The sequence below is a fragment of the Verruconatronum alginivorum genome (assembly GCF_056590205.1).
Window position 1 is genome coordinate 1,912,441 of sequence record NZ_JBWPVQ010000001.1, and the last position, 15,083, is coordinate 1,927,523.

At 61.1% G+C, this 15,083-nt stretch carries 13 protein-coding genes; 7 read left to right on the forward strand and 6 right to left on the reverse strand.

The features are described 5' to 3' along the window. Positions 1-5: 5 nt before the first annotated feature. Entirely contained in the window at positions 6-1,163 is a 1,158-nt protein-coding gene (gene moeB / locus ACWUI2_RS06655) for a molybdopterin-synthase adenylyltransferase MoeB (RefSeq protein ID WP_486982072.1), read from the reverse strand. A gap of 497 nt (positions 1,164-1,660) precedes the next feature. Here moeB and ACWUI2_RS06660 point away from each other — a divergent pair, with 497 nt between their 5' ends. From ACWUI2_RS06660 to ACWUI2_RS06690, 7 genes are all read left to right on the forward strand, one after another. After that, positions 1,661-2,743 (forward strand): mannose-1-phosphate guanylyltransferase, encoded by a 1,083-nt coding sequence (locus tag ACWUI2_RS06660; RefSeq protein ID WP_486982073.1) that lies wholly within the window; start codon positions 1,661-1,663, stop codon positions 2,741-2,743. A gap of 19 nt (positions 2,744-2,762) precedes the next feature. Then, positions 2,763-3,221 carry a Holliday junction resolvase RuvX gene (gene ruvX / locus ACWUI2_RS06665; RefSeq protein ID WP_486982074.1) on the forward strand — a complete coding sequence of 153 codons (459 nt, stop codon included), beginning with the start codon at positions 2,763-2,765 and terminating at the stop codon, positions 3,219-3,221. After that, on the forward strand, positions 3,184-3,981 hold the full coding sequence (gene truA, locus ACWUI2_RS06670; protein WP_486982075.1) for a tRNA pseudouridine(38-40) synthase TruA: 798 nt from the start codon (positions 3,184-3,186) through the stop codon (positions 3,979-3,981). Before ruvX ends, truA begins: the two co-directional genes overlap by 38 nt. Before the next feature lie 492 nt (positions 3,982-4,473). Next, entirely contained in the window at positions 4,474-5,421 is a 948-nt protein-coding gene (locus tag ACWUI2_RS06675) for an ABC transporter ATP-binding protein (RefSeq protein WP_486982076.1), read from the forward strand. Continuing rightward, positions 5,414-6,274, forward strand: coding sequence for an ABC transporter permease (locus tag ACWUI2_RS06680; RefSeq protein WP_486982077.1), 861 nt, complete (start codon positions 5,414-5,416; stop codon positions 6,272-6,274). The genes ACWUI2_RS06675 and ACWUI2_RS06680 overlap by 8 nt, the downstream gene beginning before the upstream one ends. A 4-nt stretch (positions 6,275-6,278) precedes the next feature. Beyond that, entirely contained in the window at positions 6,279-7,895 is a 1,617-nt protein-coding gene (locus ACWUI2_RS06685; RefSeq protein ID WP_486982078.1) for a S8 family peptidase, read from the forward strand. A 378-nt stretch (positions 7,896-8,273) separates the two neighbouring features. Further along, positions 8,274-8,414 (forward strand): hypothetical protein, encoded by a 141-nt coding sequence (locus ACWUI2_RS06690; RefSeq protein WP_486982079.1) that lies wholly within the window; start codon positions 8,274-8,276, stop codon positions 8,412-8,414. 98 nt (positions 8,415-8,512) lie between these two features. Here ACWUI2_RS06690 and ACWUI2_RS06695 read toward each other — a convergent pair whose 3' ends face one another. The 5 genes from ACWUI2_RS06695 to ACWUI2_RS06715 form a co-directional block, all read right to left on the reverse strand. Beyond that, entirely contained in the window at positions 8,513-9,889 is a 1,377-nt protein-coding gene (locus ACWUI2_RS06695) for a dynamin family protein (protein ID WP_486982080.1), read from the reverse strand. Positions 9,890-10,125: 236 nt separating this feature from the next. After that, on the reverse strand, positions 10,126-10,377 hold the full coding sequence (locus ACWUI2_RS06700) for a hypothetical protein (RefSeq protein ID WP_486982081.1): 252 nt from the start codon (positions 10,375-10,377) through the stop codon (positions 10,126-10,128). A gap of 276 nt (positions 10,378-10,653) precedes the next feature. Then, positions 10,654-11,238 (reverse strand): superoxide dismutase family protein, encoded by a 585-nt coding sequence (locus ACWUI2_RS06705; protein WP_486982082.1) that lies wholly within the window; start codon positions 11,236-11,238, stop codon positions 10,654-10,656. Positions 11,239-11,422: 184 nt separating this feature from the next. Then, positions 11,423-12,292, reverse strand: coding sequence for a deoxyribonuclease IV (locus tag ACWUI2_RS06710; RefSeq protein ID WP_486982083.1), 870 nt, complete (start codon positions 12,290-12,292; stop codon positions 11,423-11,425). Between the two features lie 55 nt (positions 12,293-12,347). Next, a complete protein-coding gene (locus ACWUI2_RS06715; protein ID WP_486982084.1) occupies positions 12,348-15,062 on the reverse strand; it encodes a hypothetical protein in 2,715 nt (904 codons plus the stop codon). Positions 15,063-15,083: the final 21 nt, after the last annotated feature.

Consider the following 15,083-nt stretch of genomic DNA (forward strand, 5'->3'; position numbering starts at 1 on the left):
ATCGCTCAATATCGCTGCATGCCCGGGTCGAAGTGGACGGCCCAGGCGTCGATGCCGCCGTCTACGTTGGTCGCTTGGGCGAATCCTTGGGCGCGGAGGAATTCGGTGACGCGTCGGCTGCGGCCGCCGTGGTGGCAGTGAACTAGAATTGGTTGGTCGCGGGGAAGGCGGTCGAGGTTGTCCGGGACGGTGTTCATCGGCATCGGCAGGCTGCGGTCGATGCGACAGATGTCGAATTCGAACGGTTCGCGGACATCGAGCAGGACCGCGTCCGGGTTAACGTCGAGAATCCGTTTGGTTTCTTCGATATCTATTTCGAGAGGAGTTTCGTGGTCGTTCATAGAAGTCTGTTTCGTTTCTTCCGGCGCGGCGCAGGCATGGTCGTAGAGGGCCGGATCGATGCGGTTGATCGATGGGTTGGATCCGCAGAGCGGGCAATTGGGATCCTTTTTCAGATTGATCGTGCGGAAACGGGAGGAAAGGGCGTCGATCACCAGGAGCCGTCCGGCCATCGATTCGCCGGTGCCGAGGAAAAACTTGATTGCTTCCATCGCCTGCATGCTGCCGACCATCCCGCACAAGGCGCCGAAAACACCGGCTTCGGCGCAGTTTGGCACCGTTCCGGGAGCGGGTGGGGAAGGGAAGAGGCAGCGGTAGCAGGGAGTGCCGGCGGCCGGATGGAAAAAAGAGACCTGCCCCTCGAACCGGAAAATGCTCCCGTAAACCAAGGGTCGTTGCGCGAGAAAGGCGGCGTCGGTATTGAGGTAGCGGGTGCCGAAATTGTCGGAGCCGTCGAGGACGAGATCGTATTGGCGGAAGAGTTCGACGGCGTTTGCGGGGGTGACGCCTTCTTCGTGGAGTTCGACTTGCACCTCGGGATTGAGTTGGCGGATCCGGTCGCGGGCGGAAGTCGTTTTCGGGGAGCCGACGGAGGCGGTGTCGTGGATGATTTGACGTTGGAGGTTATGCTCCTCGACCCGGTCGAAATCGGCGATGCCGAGCGTGCCTACGCCGGCCGCCGCCAAGTAGAGACCGGCGGGACTGCCGAGCCCTCCCGCCCCGATGAGCAAGACCCGCGCGGCCGCGAGCTTTTCCTGACCGGCAACTCCGACCTCGGGCAGGAGAATGTGACGACTGTAGCGGGCGATCTGACTCGGAACCATGAAGAGAAGTATGAATTAGGAATGATGAATTACGAAGGGGGAATTTTGGCGAAAACGGGCGGTTTCTCAAGGAAACAGGACCGTTTTCACTGATCGGCCGCTTGCGCAGCGCCCTGCCATGAGCTTTCCCTGCCATCGGTCTCTGGATTTTGTTCATCCGCTCTCAGGAGCTGGAATAGAGCCTGTCGACCAAGCTTTCCCTGGAGCCTCTACTCGCGACAATCCCTGACCCGATCGGGTCAGGGATTGTCGCGGAAAGGGAGGGGGAGTTTGAGAGGTTCTGGGTGGCGTTATCGGCGAGGGGGGCTGGGTTTTGAGGGTTTCGGAAGGCGTCGGGGAGTGTGTCGGGGCGTGTCGGCTGGAGTGTCGGGGTTTGCGTTAGGCGGGTGGGGGAGGGGGGGAGCGCCGGTTGGTTTGCGTTGGCGTGAACGATGGGGGAACATGCGGAGCCATTTTTCTTTCATAATTCATCATTCCTAATTCATACTTCTCTTCCAATGCGTAATCGATTTTTGGTGATCATGGCCGGGGGACGGGGGGAGCGGTTTTGGCCGCAAAGCCGGTTGCGGCGGCCGAAGCATTTGTTGCCGATCGTCGGGGAGAAACCGATGTTGACCCAGACGGTGGAGCGGCTCGATGGGCTGGTTCCGCTGGAGAATGTTTTCGTCATCACCAATCGGGAACAGCGGGCGGCGGTGCTGGAGGTGGTTCCGGGATTGCCTTCGGAGAACGTCGTCGCGGAGCCGGTCGGGAGGAACACGGCGGCGGCGGTTGGATTGGCGGCGATTTTGGTGGGGCGACGGGATCCCACGGCGACCTTCGCCGTTTTGCCGTCGGACCATGTGATTCACGATCAGGCCGGCTACCGGGAGGTGATGCGGGAGGCGTTCGAGACGGCCGAGGCCGAACCGGTGCTGGTGACGCTTGGGATGCGGCCGACCGCCCCGGCCACCGGCTATGGTTATATCCAGCGGGGCGAGCCGTTGAAGGAAGGGGCGGCGGCTTGCAAGGTCCGACGGTTCGTCGAGAAGCCGGATCTGGAAAAAGCCAAGGAGTACCTGGCCAGCGGCGATTATTTATGGAACGCCGGAATGTTCGTTTGGACGGTCGGCGCGATCGAGGAGGCTTTCGCGAAACATGCGCCGGAGTTGCGGGAAGGGCTGGAGCGGATCCGGTCCGGATTGGAGCAGGGTGAGGAACTCGACGCCGTGTTGGACGTGGTTTACCCGCAGCTGATCAGCGATTCGATCGATTATGCGGTGATGGAAAAAGCCGGCAACGTCGTCACCTTGCCGGCCACCTTCGATTGGGACGACGTCGGCGAGTGGCCGGCGGTGGGGCGGCATTTCGAGCCGGATGCGAACGGCAACGTCATCCGGGGCGAGGTTGTTCTGGAAGGCGGGTCCGGCAATATCGTGATCTCGGAGGGCAAGCATTTGATCGCGGCGGTCGGCGTGGAGGATCTGATCATCATTCACACCGGCGATGCGACCCTGGTTTGCCGGAAGGACCAGGCGCAGGAAATCAAGAAGGTGGTCGCTGCTCTCGGGCGCGATCCGGACCGGCGACACTTGGTTTGAGGAAAGGAAAACGGTGCGGGTGCTCGGGATAGATTACGGGGAGAAGCGGATCGGCTTGAGTTACGGGGACGATCTCGGATTGGCCTCGCCGATTCCGGCGGCGGTGGAGCCGGGCCGGGAAGGACGGATCCAGCATATCGGGAAAGTGATCGCGGAACGCGGAGTGACGGAGATCGTGATCGGGCATCCGTTGAACATGGACGGCACGGTCGGGTTCAAGGCCCGCGAAGTCGAAAAGTTCGTCGGCTTATTGAAGGAACGGTTCGGGCTGCCGGTGCATTTGGTCGACGAACGGTTGACCTCCTACGAGGTGGAAACGCGGCTTCAGGAGAAAAAGAAGAAGGTCACCCGGGCTTCGGGGGTGGTCGATTCGTTGGCGGCGACCCTCATTCTGCAGGACTATCTCGACCGCCGGTTTCCGCCGATGGAGCCGAATCCGGATGGAGATGAAGAGGATGGGGAAGAAGGCGAGTATTGAAATGAAGGATACGCCGCCTCCAGGGGAGACGCGGTGGAAATGCGTCTGCGCCTTCGACGGGCGGGAGTTCAAAGGATGGCAAAGTCAGGCTGGGGGAGGGACGGTGCAGGACGTCATCGAAACCGGTTTGGAGCGAATTTTCGGGCGGGCGATTCGGGTGGACGGGAGTTCGCGGACTGACGCCGGGGTGCATGCCCGGGCGATGGTTTTCCATTTCGACGCGGCGTGGAAACTGCCTCCGGCCCGGCTGGAGGCCGCCTTGGGGACGGTTTTGCCTCCGACGATTTTGGTGAGTCCGATCCGGCGGGCGCCCTCCGGATTTCACTCCCGCTATTCGGCGAGCGGGAAACGTTACCGGTATTACATCTATCAAGGCCGGGCCGACCCGTTTTCGATGCATTATTGTTGGTCGCTGCCGTATCCACTCGACTTGGACGCGATGGCGGCGGCGGCGGAAGTTCTTCGTGGGGAACACGATTTTGCCTCCTTCACGGCGTATGCCGGGCGGGAGATGGAGACCACGGTGCGCGACGTGCGGACCCTGGCGGTGCGGCGGACCGGACGGCGAATCGTGATCACGGCGGAAGCCGACGGGTTTTTGTACAAGATGGTCCGGAGTTTGGTTGGGGCGATGGTGAAAGCCGGACGTGGCCGTCTGACGCCCGAGCAGTTGGTGGAAATCCGCGAGCAGCGGAAGCGGACCGCCTTGGTGGAGACGGCCCCGGCCCATGGATTGTTTCTGGAGAAGGTGTTTTATTGACGAAATGGCGTTCCTGCGGACCGGACAAGAATGTCGGGAATTCTTATGCGGGATCGGGAGGCCAAATCGGAGGGTTGGCTTCCAGCCGACCTCTTCTGAGCCTGACGCCGATGGCGGACGGCAGGATGCCATCCCTCCCAGTGGCGAGGACGTTTCATTCGCTTCCAAGGAGCGGCATTCCCGTAATCGGGTTGGCTCCGCCGCCCGACAGTAGCGGCCGGAGCCGAATGCCCGAAAGTTCGAGGTCACGCGTCGCCGATGGGATCGATTGTCTCCCGCGTTTCGGACACCAAACGGTGGGGCGGCAAATCCAACCCCGCTACGTTAAACGGCTTCTGTGTGGACCAAATCGGAGGGTTGGCTCCAGCCGACCTCTTCTGAGCCTGACGCCGACGGCGGACGGCAGGATGCCATCCCTCCCAGTGGCGGGGAAGTTCATACCGTTCCGAGAAGGTGTTTGCCGGGGGCGGTGGGGAATCGTAGATTGGCGGGATGTCTCGGTTTGAAGATCCGTCCCTCCTGTCGGTCCGGGGAGTGACCAAGCGCTTTGGTTCTTTCACGGCGGTGAACGATGTCTCGCTGGAGATCGCGCCCGGCGAGATTTTCGCGTTGCTCGGGGCGAACGGGGCTGGGAAGACGACGTTGATCGAGTGCGTTTGCGGGTTGATGACGGGTTTCGAAGGAGAAATCCGGGTGGCGGGGTTCGATGTCGGGCGGGATTACCGGGTGACCCGTCAATTGGTCGGATTGGTGCCCCAGGAGTTGAATTTCGACGCGTTTTTCAAAACCGGGGAGGCGTTGCGGTATCAAGGCGGTTACTTCGGGCGGACCGACGCGGAAGGGCGGGTCCGGGATTTGTTGCGGATTTTCCGGTTGGAGGAAAAGGAGGCGGCGAACACGCGGAGTCTGTCGGGCGGGATGAAGCGCCGTTTGATGGTTTGCAAAGCCCTGATGCACGAGCCGGTGCTGCTGTTTTTGGACGAACCGACCGCCGGGGTCGACGTCGATTTGCGGGAAGAGTTGTGGGAATACATCGAAGAATTGCGGGCCGGGGGGACGACGATCGTGTTGACGACCCATTATCTGGAAGAAGCGGAGCGTTTGGCGGATCGGATCGGGATCATCCATAAGGGCCGGTTGTTGCGGGTGGCTCCGCGCGAGCAATTGTTGCTGGAGTTCGGTCGCCGGTGGTTGGAGGTGACCTTGTCCGGGGCGGTGTCGGAAGGGTTGCTCGCGCGACTGAAGGGGCTGAGTCCCCGCCGGATCGGGACGCGCGGGTTGCGGATCGAGTTTGCGGAAACCGAAGCCGCGGCGGAGGCGAATCCGGTGCATCGCCTGCAGGAGGCGGTGGCGGCGGAAGGATTGGTCATCGACAACATCGAAGGGGGGCGGACCCGTTTGGAGGAAGTTTTTCGGGAGGTGGTCAATGCGGATGGTTGAGGAAGAGGAACAAGCCCGGCGGGAGGCTGCCGGGGAAAGCGCCCGGGAGAGCATCGCCGCGGCGATCGGGCGGGCGAAAGGCGAAAGCGGCTGGCGGGGCGCGGGAGTCCTGTTCAAGCGGGAAACCAAACGCTTCATGAAGATGGCCGGGCACACGTTGGTCAGTCCGGTGCTGACGACGATGCTTTATTTCGTGGTGTTCGGGTTCACGCTCGGAGCCCGCTTGCAGGAAGTGCAAGGGATTCCGTATGTGGAGTTTTTGGTGCCGGGCTTGATCATGATGAACCTGATCACCAGCGCCTACATGAACTCGGCTTTTTCGCTGTTTCTTTCGAAGATGCACGGCTCGGTGGTCGACGTCTTGCTGACGCCGTTGACGCCGTTGCAGATCATGGCCGGATATTTGGGGGCCTCGGTCTTGCGGGCGATCTTGACGGGCGGAATCATTTGGGCGGTGGCGGCGATGATGGGGGCGCAAACCCTGCACAACATCGGAATCACGCTGATCTTCATGGTGTTGACCTCGTTGGCCTTCGCGCTACTCGGGTTGATGGTGGCAATCTGGGCCCATGATTTCGACCAAGTGAACTTCCTCCCGAGTTTTCTGCTGATGCCACTAATCTTTTTGGGCGGGGTTTTCTATTCGATTGAAATGCTTCCGGACCGATGGGCGACGATTTCCGCATTCAACCCGATCCTTTACATGGTCAACGGCCTGCGTTACGGCATGACCGGCGTGACCGACGTTCCGGTCGGCCAAGGATTGTTGATCATCCTCCTTCTTGTGGTAATGTTCGGGGCGATCGCGGCCTGGCTGCTGGCATCGGGCCGGAAATTGCGGGACGGATCCTGAATCGATGGGTAAACGAATAAAAACGGCGCACTGGTGCCTCGGCGGATTTTTCGCGCTGGTGATCAGTCTCGCGGGCGGCGGACTCTGGTATCTCTATAAAGAGGAAAACCTTCCGGAGCCGGTTTCGTTGGGGGATCTGGCGTGGGGGCAATCGTCGCCGGTGGATCTGTGGGATGACGCGGACCTGGAGTTGGTGGAGTTCGGTCCCTTGGAGGAAGCCGACCTCGATGCGGAAATTTCCTGGCCGGAAGGAGCGGTGCGGGGAGAAATGATTTTTCAATTCGGATCGCGGTCCGAGATGGAAGCCTTCCTGCGGGAAGCCCGCCGCGCCGGGTTGGAAGTGGAGGCGATCGCGGCCTTGAACATGGTTCGGGTGCGGGCCGGAGCGGACGCCGAACTCCGCCGGGCGATGAGGATGGCCGGGAACGCGACGGCGAACTTCAATCCAGTGGTCGCCGCGCCGGGGGTGCCGCCCCTCGACGGCATGCCCGATGCGTTCATGCCCTTCGGCGACACCGCGCTCTCATGGTTGGGTGTGGCGGACAACGCCGATTGGGGCCGGGGCGTTCGTATCGCCGTATTGGATACGGGAGTCGGGGATCATCCCTCGTTGGCCAATGCCTCGATCACTCATCTGAGCATGTTGGACGGCAACCCGGAGCGCGGGGGGCACGGAACAGCGGTGACATCGCTCTTGGTCGGGCAAGGAGAGGTCCAGGGGATCGTGCCGGGGGCCGATGTTTTGAGTATTCAAGTTTTGGATGTGAACGGTGTCGGCGACGGATTCAATCTGGCTCGGGGGATCATCGAGGCGGTGGATCGCAACGCCGGTTTTATCCAGTTGTCCCTCGGGACGGAGACCCACAGCAACGCGTTGTGGGAAGCGGTGAAATACGCCCAGGAACGCGGGGTGGTGTTGGTGGCCTCGGGCGGGAACGACGGCGGCGGCGCCTTGATGTATCCGGCGGCGTATCCCGGGGTGGTCGCGGTTGGTTCGGTCGACGCCCATGGCCAGCAAATGCCGTTTTCGAATCGAGGGGACAATCTGTCGGTGACCGCGCCCGGCTTCGGCCTGGTGACGGCGGGTCCGGACGGCGGCCTGATGTTTTCCACCGGCACCTCGTTTTCAAGTCCGTTGGTGACCGGTGCGATGGCCTCGTTGGTGCCGGAGTTGACGCCCGCCGAGGCGGCGAGGGTAGTGACCTCTTATACGACGGATGCCGGACCGCCCGGAACCGATCCGTATTACGGCAAAGGGATCTTGGATTTGGAACGGGTGGAGTGGCGGTCGACTCCGGGAATTCACGACCTCACGGTTACCGGGCACGTGCTAAATTCGGCCAGTGCGGTTCCGGCGATGACGATCACGGTGCAAAACCGCGGGACGGAGTCGGTCGGAGGAATCGCTTTGAACGTCAAGGTCGGAGGCGAGTTGCGAACGATACCGATCGGAGCTTTGGGGGCGGGGGAGTCAGCCGCCGGCACGGTTTCGTTGGCGGAACATTTGGCCGCGGGAGAACCGGTGGAGATTATTTCGTGGGTCGCGGCGCCGGGAATCACCGATGTCCGCCCGGAAAACGACTTGCGAGCGAGCACGTTGGTGTTGCAGCCGGAGGAGTAGCGCTTCCGCTTGGATTGCAACACCGTTCAGAGGGGGCTCTTTTCATTCTTGCGGATTTCGAGAGTCTGTTCGGCAGTCATGATTATGAAAACGCCGATTACAGATTTTCAACGCTCGTTTCGGAAAGCCCCGGAGGCGGCGGACCGGGGTGAGAGTGTCATTATTGAATCTGACGGACGGCGTTACGTTTTTGAGGTGATGGGCGAGTCGGCCAATCCGTTCGCGGGCCTGGAGGATGTCTTTGGTCAGGTGCGTTTGGGAAAAAAGAAAGGCATCCACCGTGAGCGACTCCGGAGAAAAACTGGCGGCGAAGCATCGTAGTTGGTACCGGAGTGCTTGTCGCGGCCATCGACGAGGACGGACCGCCTTGTTGAACCGATGACGGTCGTTAGTTTCGCGCAGGATGACTGGAAAGCCGCCCTGACCGAAATTGCGCTGTGTGTGCCGAAGATGGATTATGCGGACGCCTGTGTGTTTCTGCTTGTCGTGAATCGGCGAAACGCCTTTGCCCTGACCTAGGATGATCGGGACTTTTCCAGCTACCGGATCCCGTTTGCCTCTCCCTCGGGCGTTTTTTATGGATGATCCAAGGTTTCGGTTTGGTTTGTTGGGCGGATTTATCCGACCAAGCCTCGGTTGATCTGGGAGGCGGGGGCCCGTTTCTCCAGGGTGCGGTGGAGTTGGGCGCGGAGTTCCGGGATCTCCTCGTTGAGGCATTGGTTGAGGCGGCGTAGGTCGCGGCCGCGGAGGCCGGGGAGGGAGAGGAGTCCGAGTTTTTTGATGGTGCGCCGGGTGACGGGGCGGACGTCTTCCCACCGGAGCAAGAGGTCTTCCGGCCGGTTCTTGACCACGAGGTCGCGGTGGTAAACTTCCTCGAAAACCGAATCGAGGTCGTCGACGATGCGGCCCTCGCGCTTCCGGGAGAGAGCCCGGATGCCGAAGTGCCCGCCGACTCCGACCAGGATGGCTGCGACGAGGATGCCGGTCATCGTCAGCCAGTTTTCGGCGCGGGCGTAGAATCCGGCCACGACGAAGGCGATGAGGATCAGTCCGGCGAGGCCGCCGTAGAGGCCGTAGCGGAAGCGTTGCAACCAGTTGCGGGCTCGGTCGGCGATGCGGGCGTGCATGCGGAGGCGTTCAGCGTGGTGGGCGGCGTGGGTGATCATGTTGTCGACGCGCCGGATCGGAGAACGTTTGATTTCTTCCATCAATTCGCCCCGGGCGGTTTCGAAGTCGTCGAGAGGAAGGACCGATTCGGCCGCGCCGGGAACCGGGACGAAGGTGGTGTAAATCTGGGGGATGTCCTTCTTTTTGATCACCTTGCCGAGGTTCCAGCAGAGGGTGCCGTAGCAGCGGGCGAAGTCGCGCATGCTGCGGAAGTTGTCCATTTTGTTCATCACCACCAGGAGTTTGTGGTCCATGCCGCTCAGCGATTCGGTGAGGATCTTGAGCGATTCGGCGGTGGTGCCGGGCCGGTCCGGGTCGAAGAAGAGCAAGACCACATCGGCCCGTTCGGCGAACCAGCGGACAACGGCGGCGAAGTCGTAGCCGCGACCGGCTTCCTGGTCGGCGGCGTCGATCATGCCGGGAGTGTCGACCAAGGTGACGTCTTTGAGGAACTTGGCCGGAAGGAGTTTCATCCGGAAGTGGGAGAGGAAATCGGGACCGAACTTGCTGAGACCGGAGAAGGGGAGTTCCGGGTTGGTGACGATCGCGTTGCCGTCGCGTTCCTCCCGTTTCTCGCTGCCGCGCAGGAGGGTGAAGCTGTCGTCGGTCGGGGCCATGCCGGTCCGTTGGATTTCCTCGCCGAGCATGTAGTTGAGGAAAGTCGATTTGCCGGACGAGTGGTTGCCGACGACGAGGACGAGGGGGCCGCCGACGATTTCGCCGTCGGAGGGGCGTTTCTCGAAGGCGAAGCGGGTTTCGACCGGGTCGAGCACCTCGTGGTAAAGCTTTTTTACGGAGTTGGCGATCTCATCTAAAACCTCTTTCACGAGGCTATTGTCGCAGGTGGGATGGGGCTTGGCAAGCCCGGGAACGGGCCGACTGTCGCATTAGGCGCGATTGAAAGTGGTGGGAAAAACAGACAACCGTCGGTCATTGCGAGGAAGGAGGAACGACTGACGCGGCAATCCACGTTCCGGGAAAAGGGGGCGCGTCTCGCTGTTTCGTGGATTGCTTCGTCGGCGGAGCCTCCTCGCAATGACACGACGGTGCTCCCACCACCGGGCTACGAAAGGAGCGTGGAAACGACATTGACCACCGGGGTCATGAAGTCGGGCTCGTTGCCGTGGTGGGCCCAATGGACGAGCCGTAGCACGGTGGCCATAATGCAGACGATCGGAATGAAATAGCGGTTGAACGGGGAGGAGCTACGGAAAAACATCACCAGGGCAAGGATGAGAAGGACGAAAACCGCAGTGTTCTCAACCATCTGGATCGGGGGCATGGCTTGGAGGTTACTGGAAAATTTTTCGATCATGGCATTGTCCGTTTTAGTAGCTATTATCCTAGGCCCTTCTAGGGAGAAATCCAGTGCAACTTTAGGGGTTTCTGTTAAAAAAGAATCAAACGTTCAGGTTTGGCTCGGGCAAATCGTTGGACTCAGGATTTGATTCCGGGAAACCGTTACCACAGGGTTATGGCGCCGGTATTGAGCCGGTGATTCCCGCTTGTTTTACCAAGTCGAGTTCAAAGGCGGGGGAAGATCGCCGAATTGTGGAATCGGCGATCCTCGCCGGGGTGGCCGCTATTAGGTTTATTCTTCGATCGGCATGATGACCCCGCACGCGACGCGGTCGCCGGCGTCGCCGGTCGGTTGGGTTTCCAGGTCATCCTCCTGGGCATGGATGATGACGGAACGTTGAAGGATGGAATTGGGACCGCTGAACGAAATGTGGGTGTCGATGAAGTCGGCTCGGGCGACTCCATCGGGGCCGACGGTGATGTTGCCGAAATCGCCCGCGTGGCGGGTGGCGTCGGCGGGGCCACCATGGGGCATTCCGGTCGGGTTGAAGTGGCCGCCGGCGGAGGATGCGTCGGGAGCCCCGCAATCGCCGTATTCGTGAATATGGAAGCCACGGTTGGGGACGCTCGGGTCGAGGCCGAACACTTCGGCGACCACCCGGATGCCGTTTTCTTCCCGGGTGAAAGTGACGGTGCCGTGGGCTTCGTGTCCTTCGGTCGGCCGCAGATGGGCGATCGCTATATCGACTTCGGGTTCGTCCGGCAATGGATCAAAGGTTTGTTGGCCGCCTTGGGGGCCGCAGCCGGTGTGGGCGAGGATGACGAGGAGGCCGGCGATCACACCGAGTGTGTTTCGAGAGAGCTGTTTTATGTTCATGATCCAGAGAGTTGTAACGAAGGAGTCGGCCGAAGGCAAACTTTGATGAAGGCTCGATCGAGCCTTGGTCGATGTTCACCGGCGGGAATGCCGGTGTCACCGTGAAACAGACATTCCTGTCTGTGAAAAAACAGGTACGAATGCCTGTTTCACAGCGGGAAGGACAGGCAGGATGCAGCGAAGCTCAATTCGCCCGGTCGGCTTTCAATTTGGCGAGGGTCTCGCGGTCGTTGATGTTGTCTTTGCCTTTCGGGGTTTCGAGGCAGAGGGGGATTTTGGCGAAGGCGGGGTGGTGGAGGATGGTGTGGAAACATTCCCAGCCGATTTTGCCTTTGCCGAGGAGTTCGTGGCGGTCGAGGCGGGAGCCGAGGTCCCCTTTGCTGTCATTGATGTGGGCGCAGACGACTTCCTTCCATGGAAGGTGGCGTTTGAACTCCTTGACGAACCCGTCCACGTCCGCGGCGGTCCGGAGGTCGTAACCGGCCGCGAAGAGGTGGCAGGTGTCGAGGCAGACGGCGAGGCGTTCGGGGGCGCTCACTTTCAAATACAGGTAAGCGAGATGCTCGAGGCGGTTGCCGAGGCAACTCCCTTGGCCGGCGGTGACCTCGAGGGCGATCCGGGTGTCGCCGGTATAGCGGGCGAAGATCCATTCGAGGGATTCTGCGATGAGATTCAAGCCGGCTTCCTCCCCCGCTCCGAGGTGGGCCCCGGGGTGGAGGACGATGAAGGGGAGTTGCAATTGGGTGCAGCGCTCAAGTTCCAGCAGGAGCGATTGACGGGATTTTTCGAGATTGGCCGGGTTGGTGGCGGCGAGGTTGATCAGGTAGCCGGAATGGGCGAAGACGCTGGCGTAGCCGATCTCGTCGCGGACCTGGAGGTAGCGGTTGACGGCGTCGGCCTTGAGTGGGGGGGCGAGCCATTGCATGTTGTTCTTGGTGAAGATCTGGACGATCTCGCAGCCGAGGTCGACTCCTTGCTCCAGGGCTTTATGGTGTCCCCCGGCGATCGAGAGATGGGCGCCGACGCGGAAAGGCTCTTTGGTCTTTTTTGCCATATATATCGGAGGATTGAAATGGAAAGATTTGGAAGAATGAACCCTAAAAACGAGGTCACCGTTCAAAGGTGGCGTTGCCGAAGCCGGTCAGAATGTTGCGGGGGCCGAGGAGGAATTTCCAATCGGGGTCGGAAGGGGAGCCGGTGAGGTGGATTTCGAGCATGTGGGCGAGCGGTTGCATGACCGGGGTAAGGAGAAGGGAGAGAAAGGGGACCCGGCTTTCGCGCATCAGGTGAAGTCGGACCGCGAAATCGAGGGTGTCGGATGGGATGAGGTAATCTCCGGAGGCACGGATTTCCGCGGTGGCGCCGGTCAGGAGCAACTCCTGGAACCGGAGGCGTTCGAGATCGATCAGGAAATCGCCTTTCGCTTCCTTGAACTGTAGTGAAGTAAACCCAAGCGGGGTCGAGTTTAGAATCCGGGAAAGTAGGCCGAGCAAATGGACTTGGGCGAGGTCGGCGTCGTGGATCCGGAAATTTCCGCTTCCGGTGAAACTGTGGGGGTCATGGAACAGACCCGCCGCCTGGATCTGAAGGTCGGCCCGTCCCCCCACGTCTTTGGGAAGGTTCGCAGGGGAAACGGAGGGCGCGTTGTGTATCCGCCATTCGGTGACGGCCCTCAGGCCCGCGGACATGTCGAGGTCGTTGACAAGGAGGGAGAAATTCAGCATCTCTTCGCCGTCCGCATCCCATTTGCTGGCTTCACCCGCGAGCGAGCCCCCGGCCAAACCGGCGTCGATCCGGCGAAGGTGGAGATTACTGCCTTCGAGCGAGGCATCGATCGACAATCGATCGAGCGGTAAGCCGTGGAAGGAGAGCGGAGCGTCGGAATGGCCGGAAACCGTGATGTGGTCGGTCGGGGCCTGGTCGCCCGGATAAATGGTTCCGTGGACTTGCAGGGCGGGTGGTTTCGAGAATCGAAAGTGCGAGGTGATGTAATTGTCGCCCTCTCCAAAGGCGCGGGCCACTTCCACCGGATCCATTCGGGAGTCGGCATGGAAATCAAGTTTGCTGTCACTGCCGTCGGAGGCAAAAGCGTATTGGAACCAGCCATTGGCCTCCCCTTCCGGGCGGTTCACGGTGAGGTCGCGCATTTCGACCCATCCATGGCGGACGGTAAGCTCGCCATCGAGCGAATCGAAAGGAACGCCCCGTAACAGAAAATCGTGGACGAGGATTCGTCCGAATAGTTCGGTTTGATCGGCATGGCCATGGACGCTCCGGATGTCGATGTCGCCCCGGACAGGCGTATTCAGAATAGTGAGATTGCTCCACAGGGCGGGCCACCATTCGCGGAACCATGCGCTGATGTGCAAGGGACGGACGGTTCCGAGAAAGCGCAGGCGGTAGGCTTTCGATTCGAAATCGACCTCGTAGGAGCCGATGGTTTCAAAATCGCCCTGGCGGAGGACCATTTCCGGCACATGGAAGCGTTCCCCGGGGTGGAATTCCGCCCGGGCGGTGGCGTGGTCGAGGAAGACCCCGTCGATGTTGGCCTGACGCGCGATGGCGTATCCGTGGATATGAGACGGCTGCCATCCCCGCAACTCTCCTTCGAGTCGGACGAAGGGAGTTTCGGCAAAACCGATCTCCTGGTTGAGGCCGAGGTTTTTCACGAACTCGCTTCTTAAGACCACCTCCGGGCGGGCGCGTGAGATCAAACGGAAACGACCGTCGCCCGTCTCCCAATCGATTCGGCCGTCGGCTTCAACCGGCGCTTCGCTCAGGAGAGCGAAGAGTCGCCAGGAGAGAAGGCTGGCTCCATCCAGACTGCCTCGGATCTGCACGCCTTCGACGGTGGCGGCGGGGTGGAGCAGGCGGTCGATGGAGAAGGTGGCGCGGTCGGGGAAGAGATTGGTCCTATTCTGAGAGGGCGTCCAATCGAAGGAAGCCGAAACCATTTCGGCAGAGGCATAAGGCGTGGCGTCGACGCGGGCGGCCTCGACGTGAGAGGAGAGGCCTTGCCAGTGGCGACCGTCGAACTGCCACGTGGCGGTGAGGCGGGGTTGGCGGATAAGGATGGAATGGGGGACGGGACTTCGCACGGAGTCGGCCCACGCGTCGGCAACGACCAGGAGTTTGCCGGCCGCGGGGGCGAAATCGAGGCGCAATCCGGGGTTTCGGGCGAGGGCGAATGTTTCGCGTTGGCGGACCAATTCGGGCAGGAACGAGAGGAAGGCCAACGGAGAGAGCGGCTCCTCGGTTCGCTCTCGCTCGGGAAATTCCGGAAATGAACCGCTCGCGGTGAAGGCGAGGTTATGCATCCGCCCGTTCAAATTGTGCAGATGCCATTGGTGCTCTCGTTGGCGGATGACGGCGTGGAGACGGTCGACGACTCGTTCCCGGATACCGGTGGGAGAGTGGGGAGCCGGACAAAACAACGTGCCTCCGTAGAGCGTCGCTTCGTCGATCCGAACTCTTCCGACGAAGAGGGGAAGCAAGGCGAAATCGACCCGGCCGTAGTCCGCCTCAACGAGTGGTTCGTGGAGTTCGGCCGGGGTGAGGCGGACGGCGGTGATCTCGACCGTGGCGGGAAGTCGGTAGCGAAGATTGCGGTATTCAACACGCCAACCGTGTTGGTGTAATTCCTGTTCCAGACGGGCGGTGAGGAAGCCCGGGAGGTCGGTCGAGCCGACGACAAGCAGAACGGTTTGGGCGAGAAGAAGCAGCGAAAGAAAGAGGATCGTGCAGACGGAAAAGAGCGCCAGGCCGACCCGGATCAGGAACGGTCGCCGGGGGCGGTTGTCGTTGTCGATCGGGCGGTCGGGCATTGTGGGAAAGCCGGCCGGGGG

Excerpts from the sequence above, each read along its gene's own strand:
- moeB (WP_486982072.1), bottom strand. The coding sequence starts at position 1,163 with ATGGTTCCGAGTCAGATCGCCCGCTACAGTCGTCACATTCTCCTGCCC.
- ACWUI2_RS06660 (WP_486982073.1), top strand. The coding sequence starts at position 1,661 with ATGCGTAATCGATTTTTGGTGATCATGGCCGGGGGACGGGGGGAGCGG.
- truA (WP_486982075.1), top strand. The coding sequence starts at position 3,184 with ATGGAGATGAAGAGGATGGGGAAGAAGGCGAGTATTGAAATGAAGGAT.
- ACWUI2_RS06675 (WP_486982076.1), top strand. The coding sequence starts at position 4,474 with ATGTCTCGGTTTGAAGATCCGTCCCTCCTGTCGGTCCGGGGAGTGACC.
- ACWUI2_RS06680 (WP_486982077.1), top strand. The coding sequence starts at position 5,414 with ATGGTTGAGGAAGAGGAACAAGCCCGGCGGGAGGCTGCCGGGGAAAGC.
- ACWUI2_RS06685 (WP_486982078.1), top strand. The coding sequence starts at position 6,279 with ATGGGTAAACGAATAAAAACGGCGCACTGGTGCCTCGGCGGATTTTTC.
- ACWUI2_RS06690 (WP_486982079.1), top strand. The coding sequence starts at position 8,274 with ATGACGGTCGTTAGTTTCGCGCAGGATGACTGGAAAGCCGCCCTGACC.
- ACWUI2_RS06700 (WP_486982081.1), bottom strand. The coding sequence starts at position 10,377 with ATGATCGAAAAATTTTCCAGTAACCTCCAAGCCATGCCCCCGATCCAG.
- ACWUI2_RS06705 (WP_486982082.1), bottom strand. The coding sequence starts at position 11,238 with ATGAACATAAAACAGCTCTCTCGAAACACACTCGGTGTGATCGCCGGC.
- ACWUI2_RS06710 (WP_486982083.1), bottom strand. The coding sequence starts at position 12,292 with ATGGCAAAAAAGACCAAAGAGCCTTTCCGCGTCGGCGCCCATCTCTCG.
- ACWUI2_RS06715 (WP_486982084.1), bottom strand. The coding sequence starts at position 15,062 with ATGCCCGACCGCCCGATCGACAACGACAACCGCCCCCGGCGACCGTTC.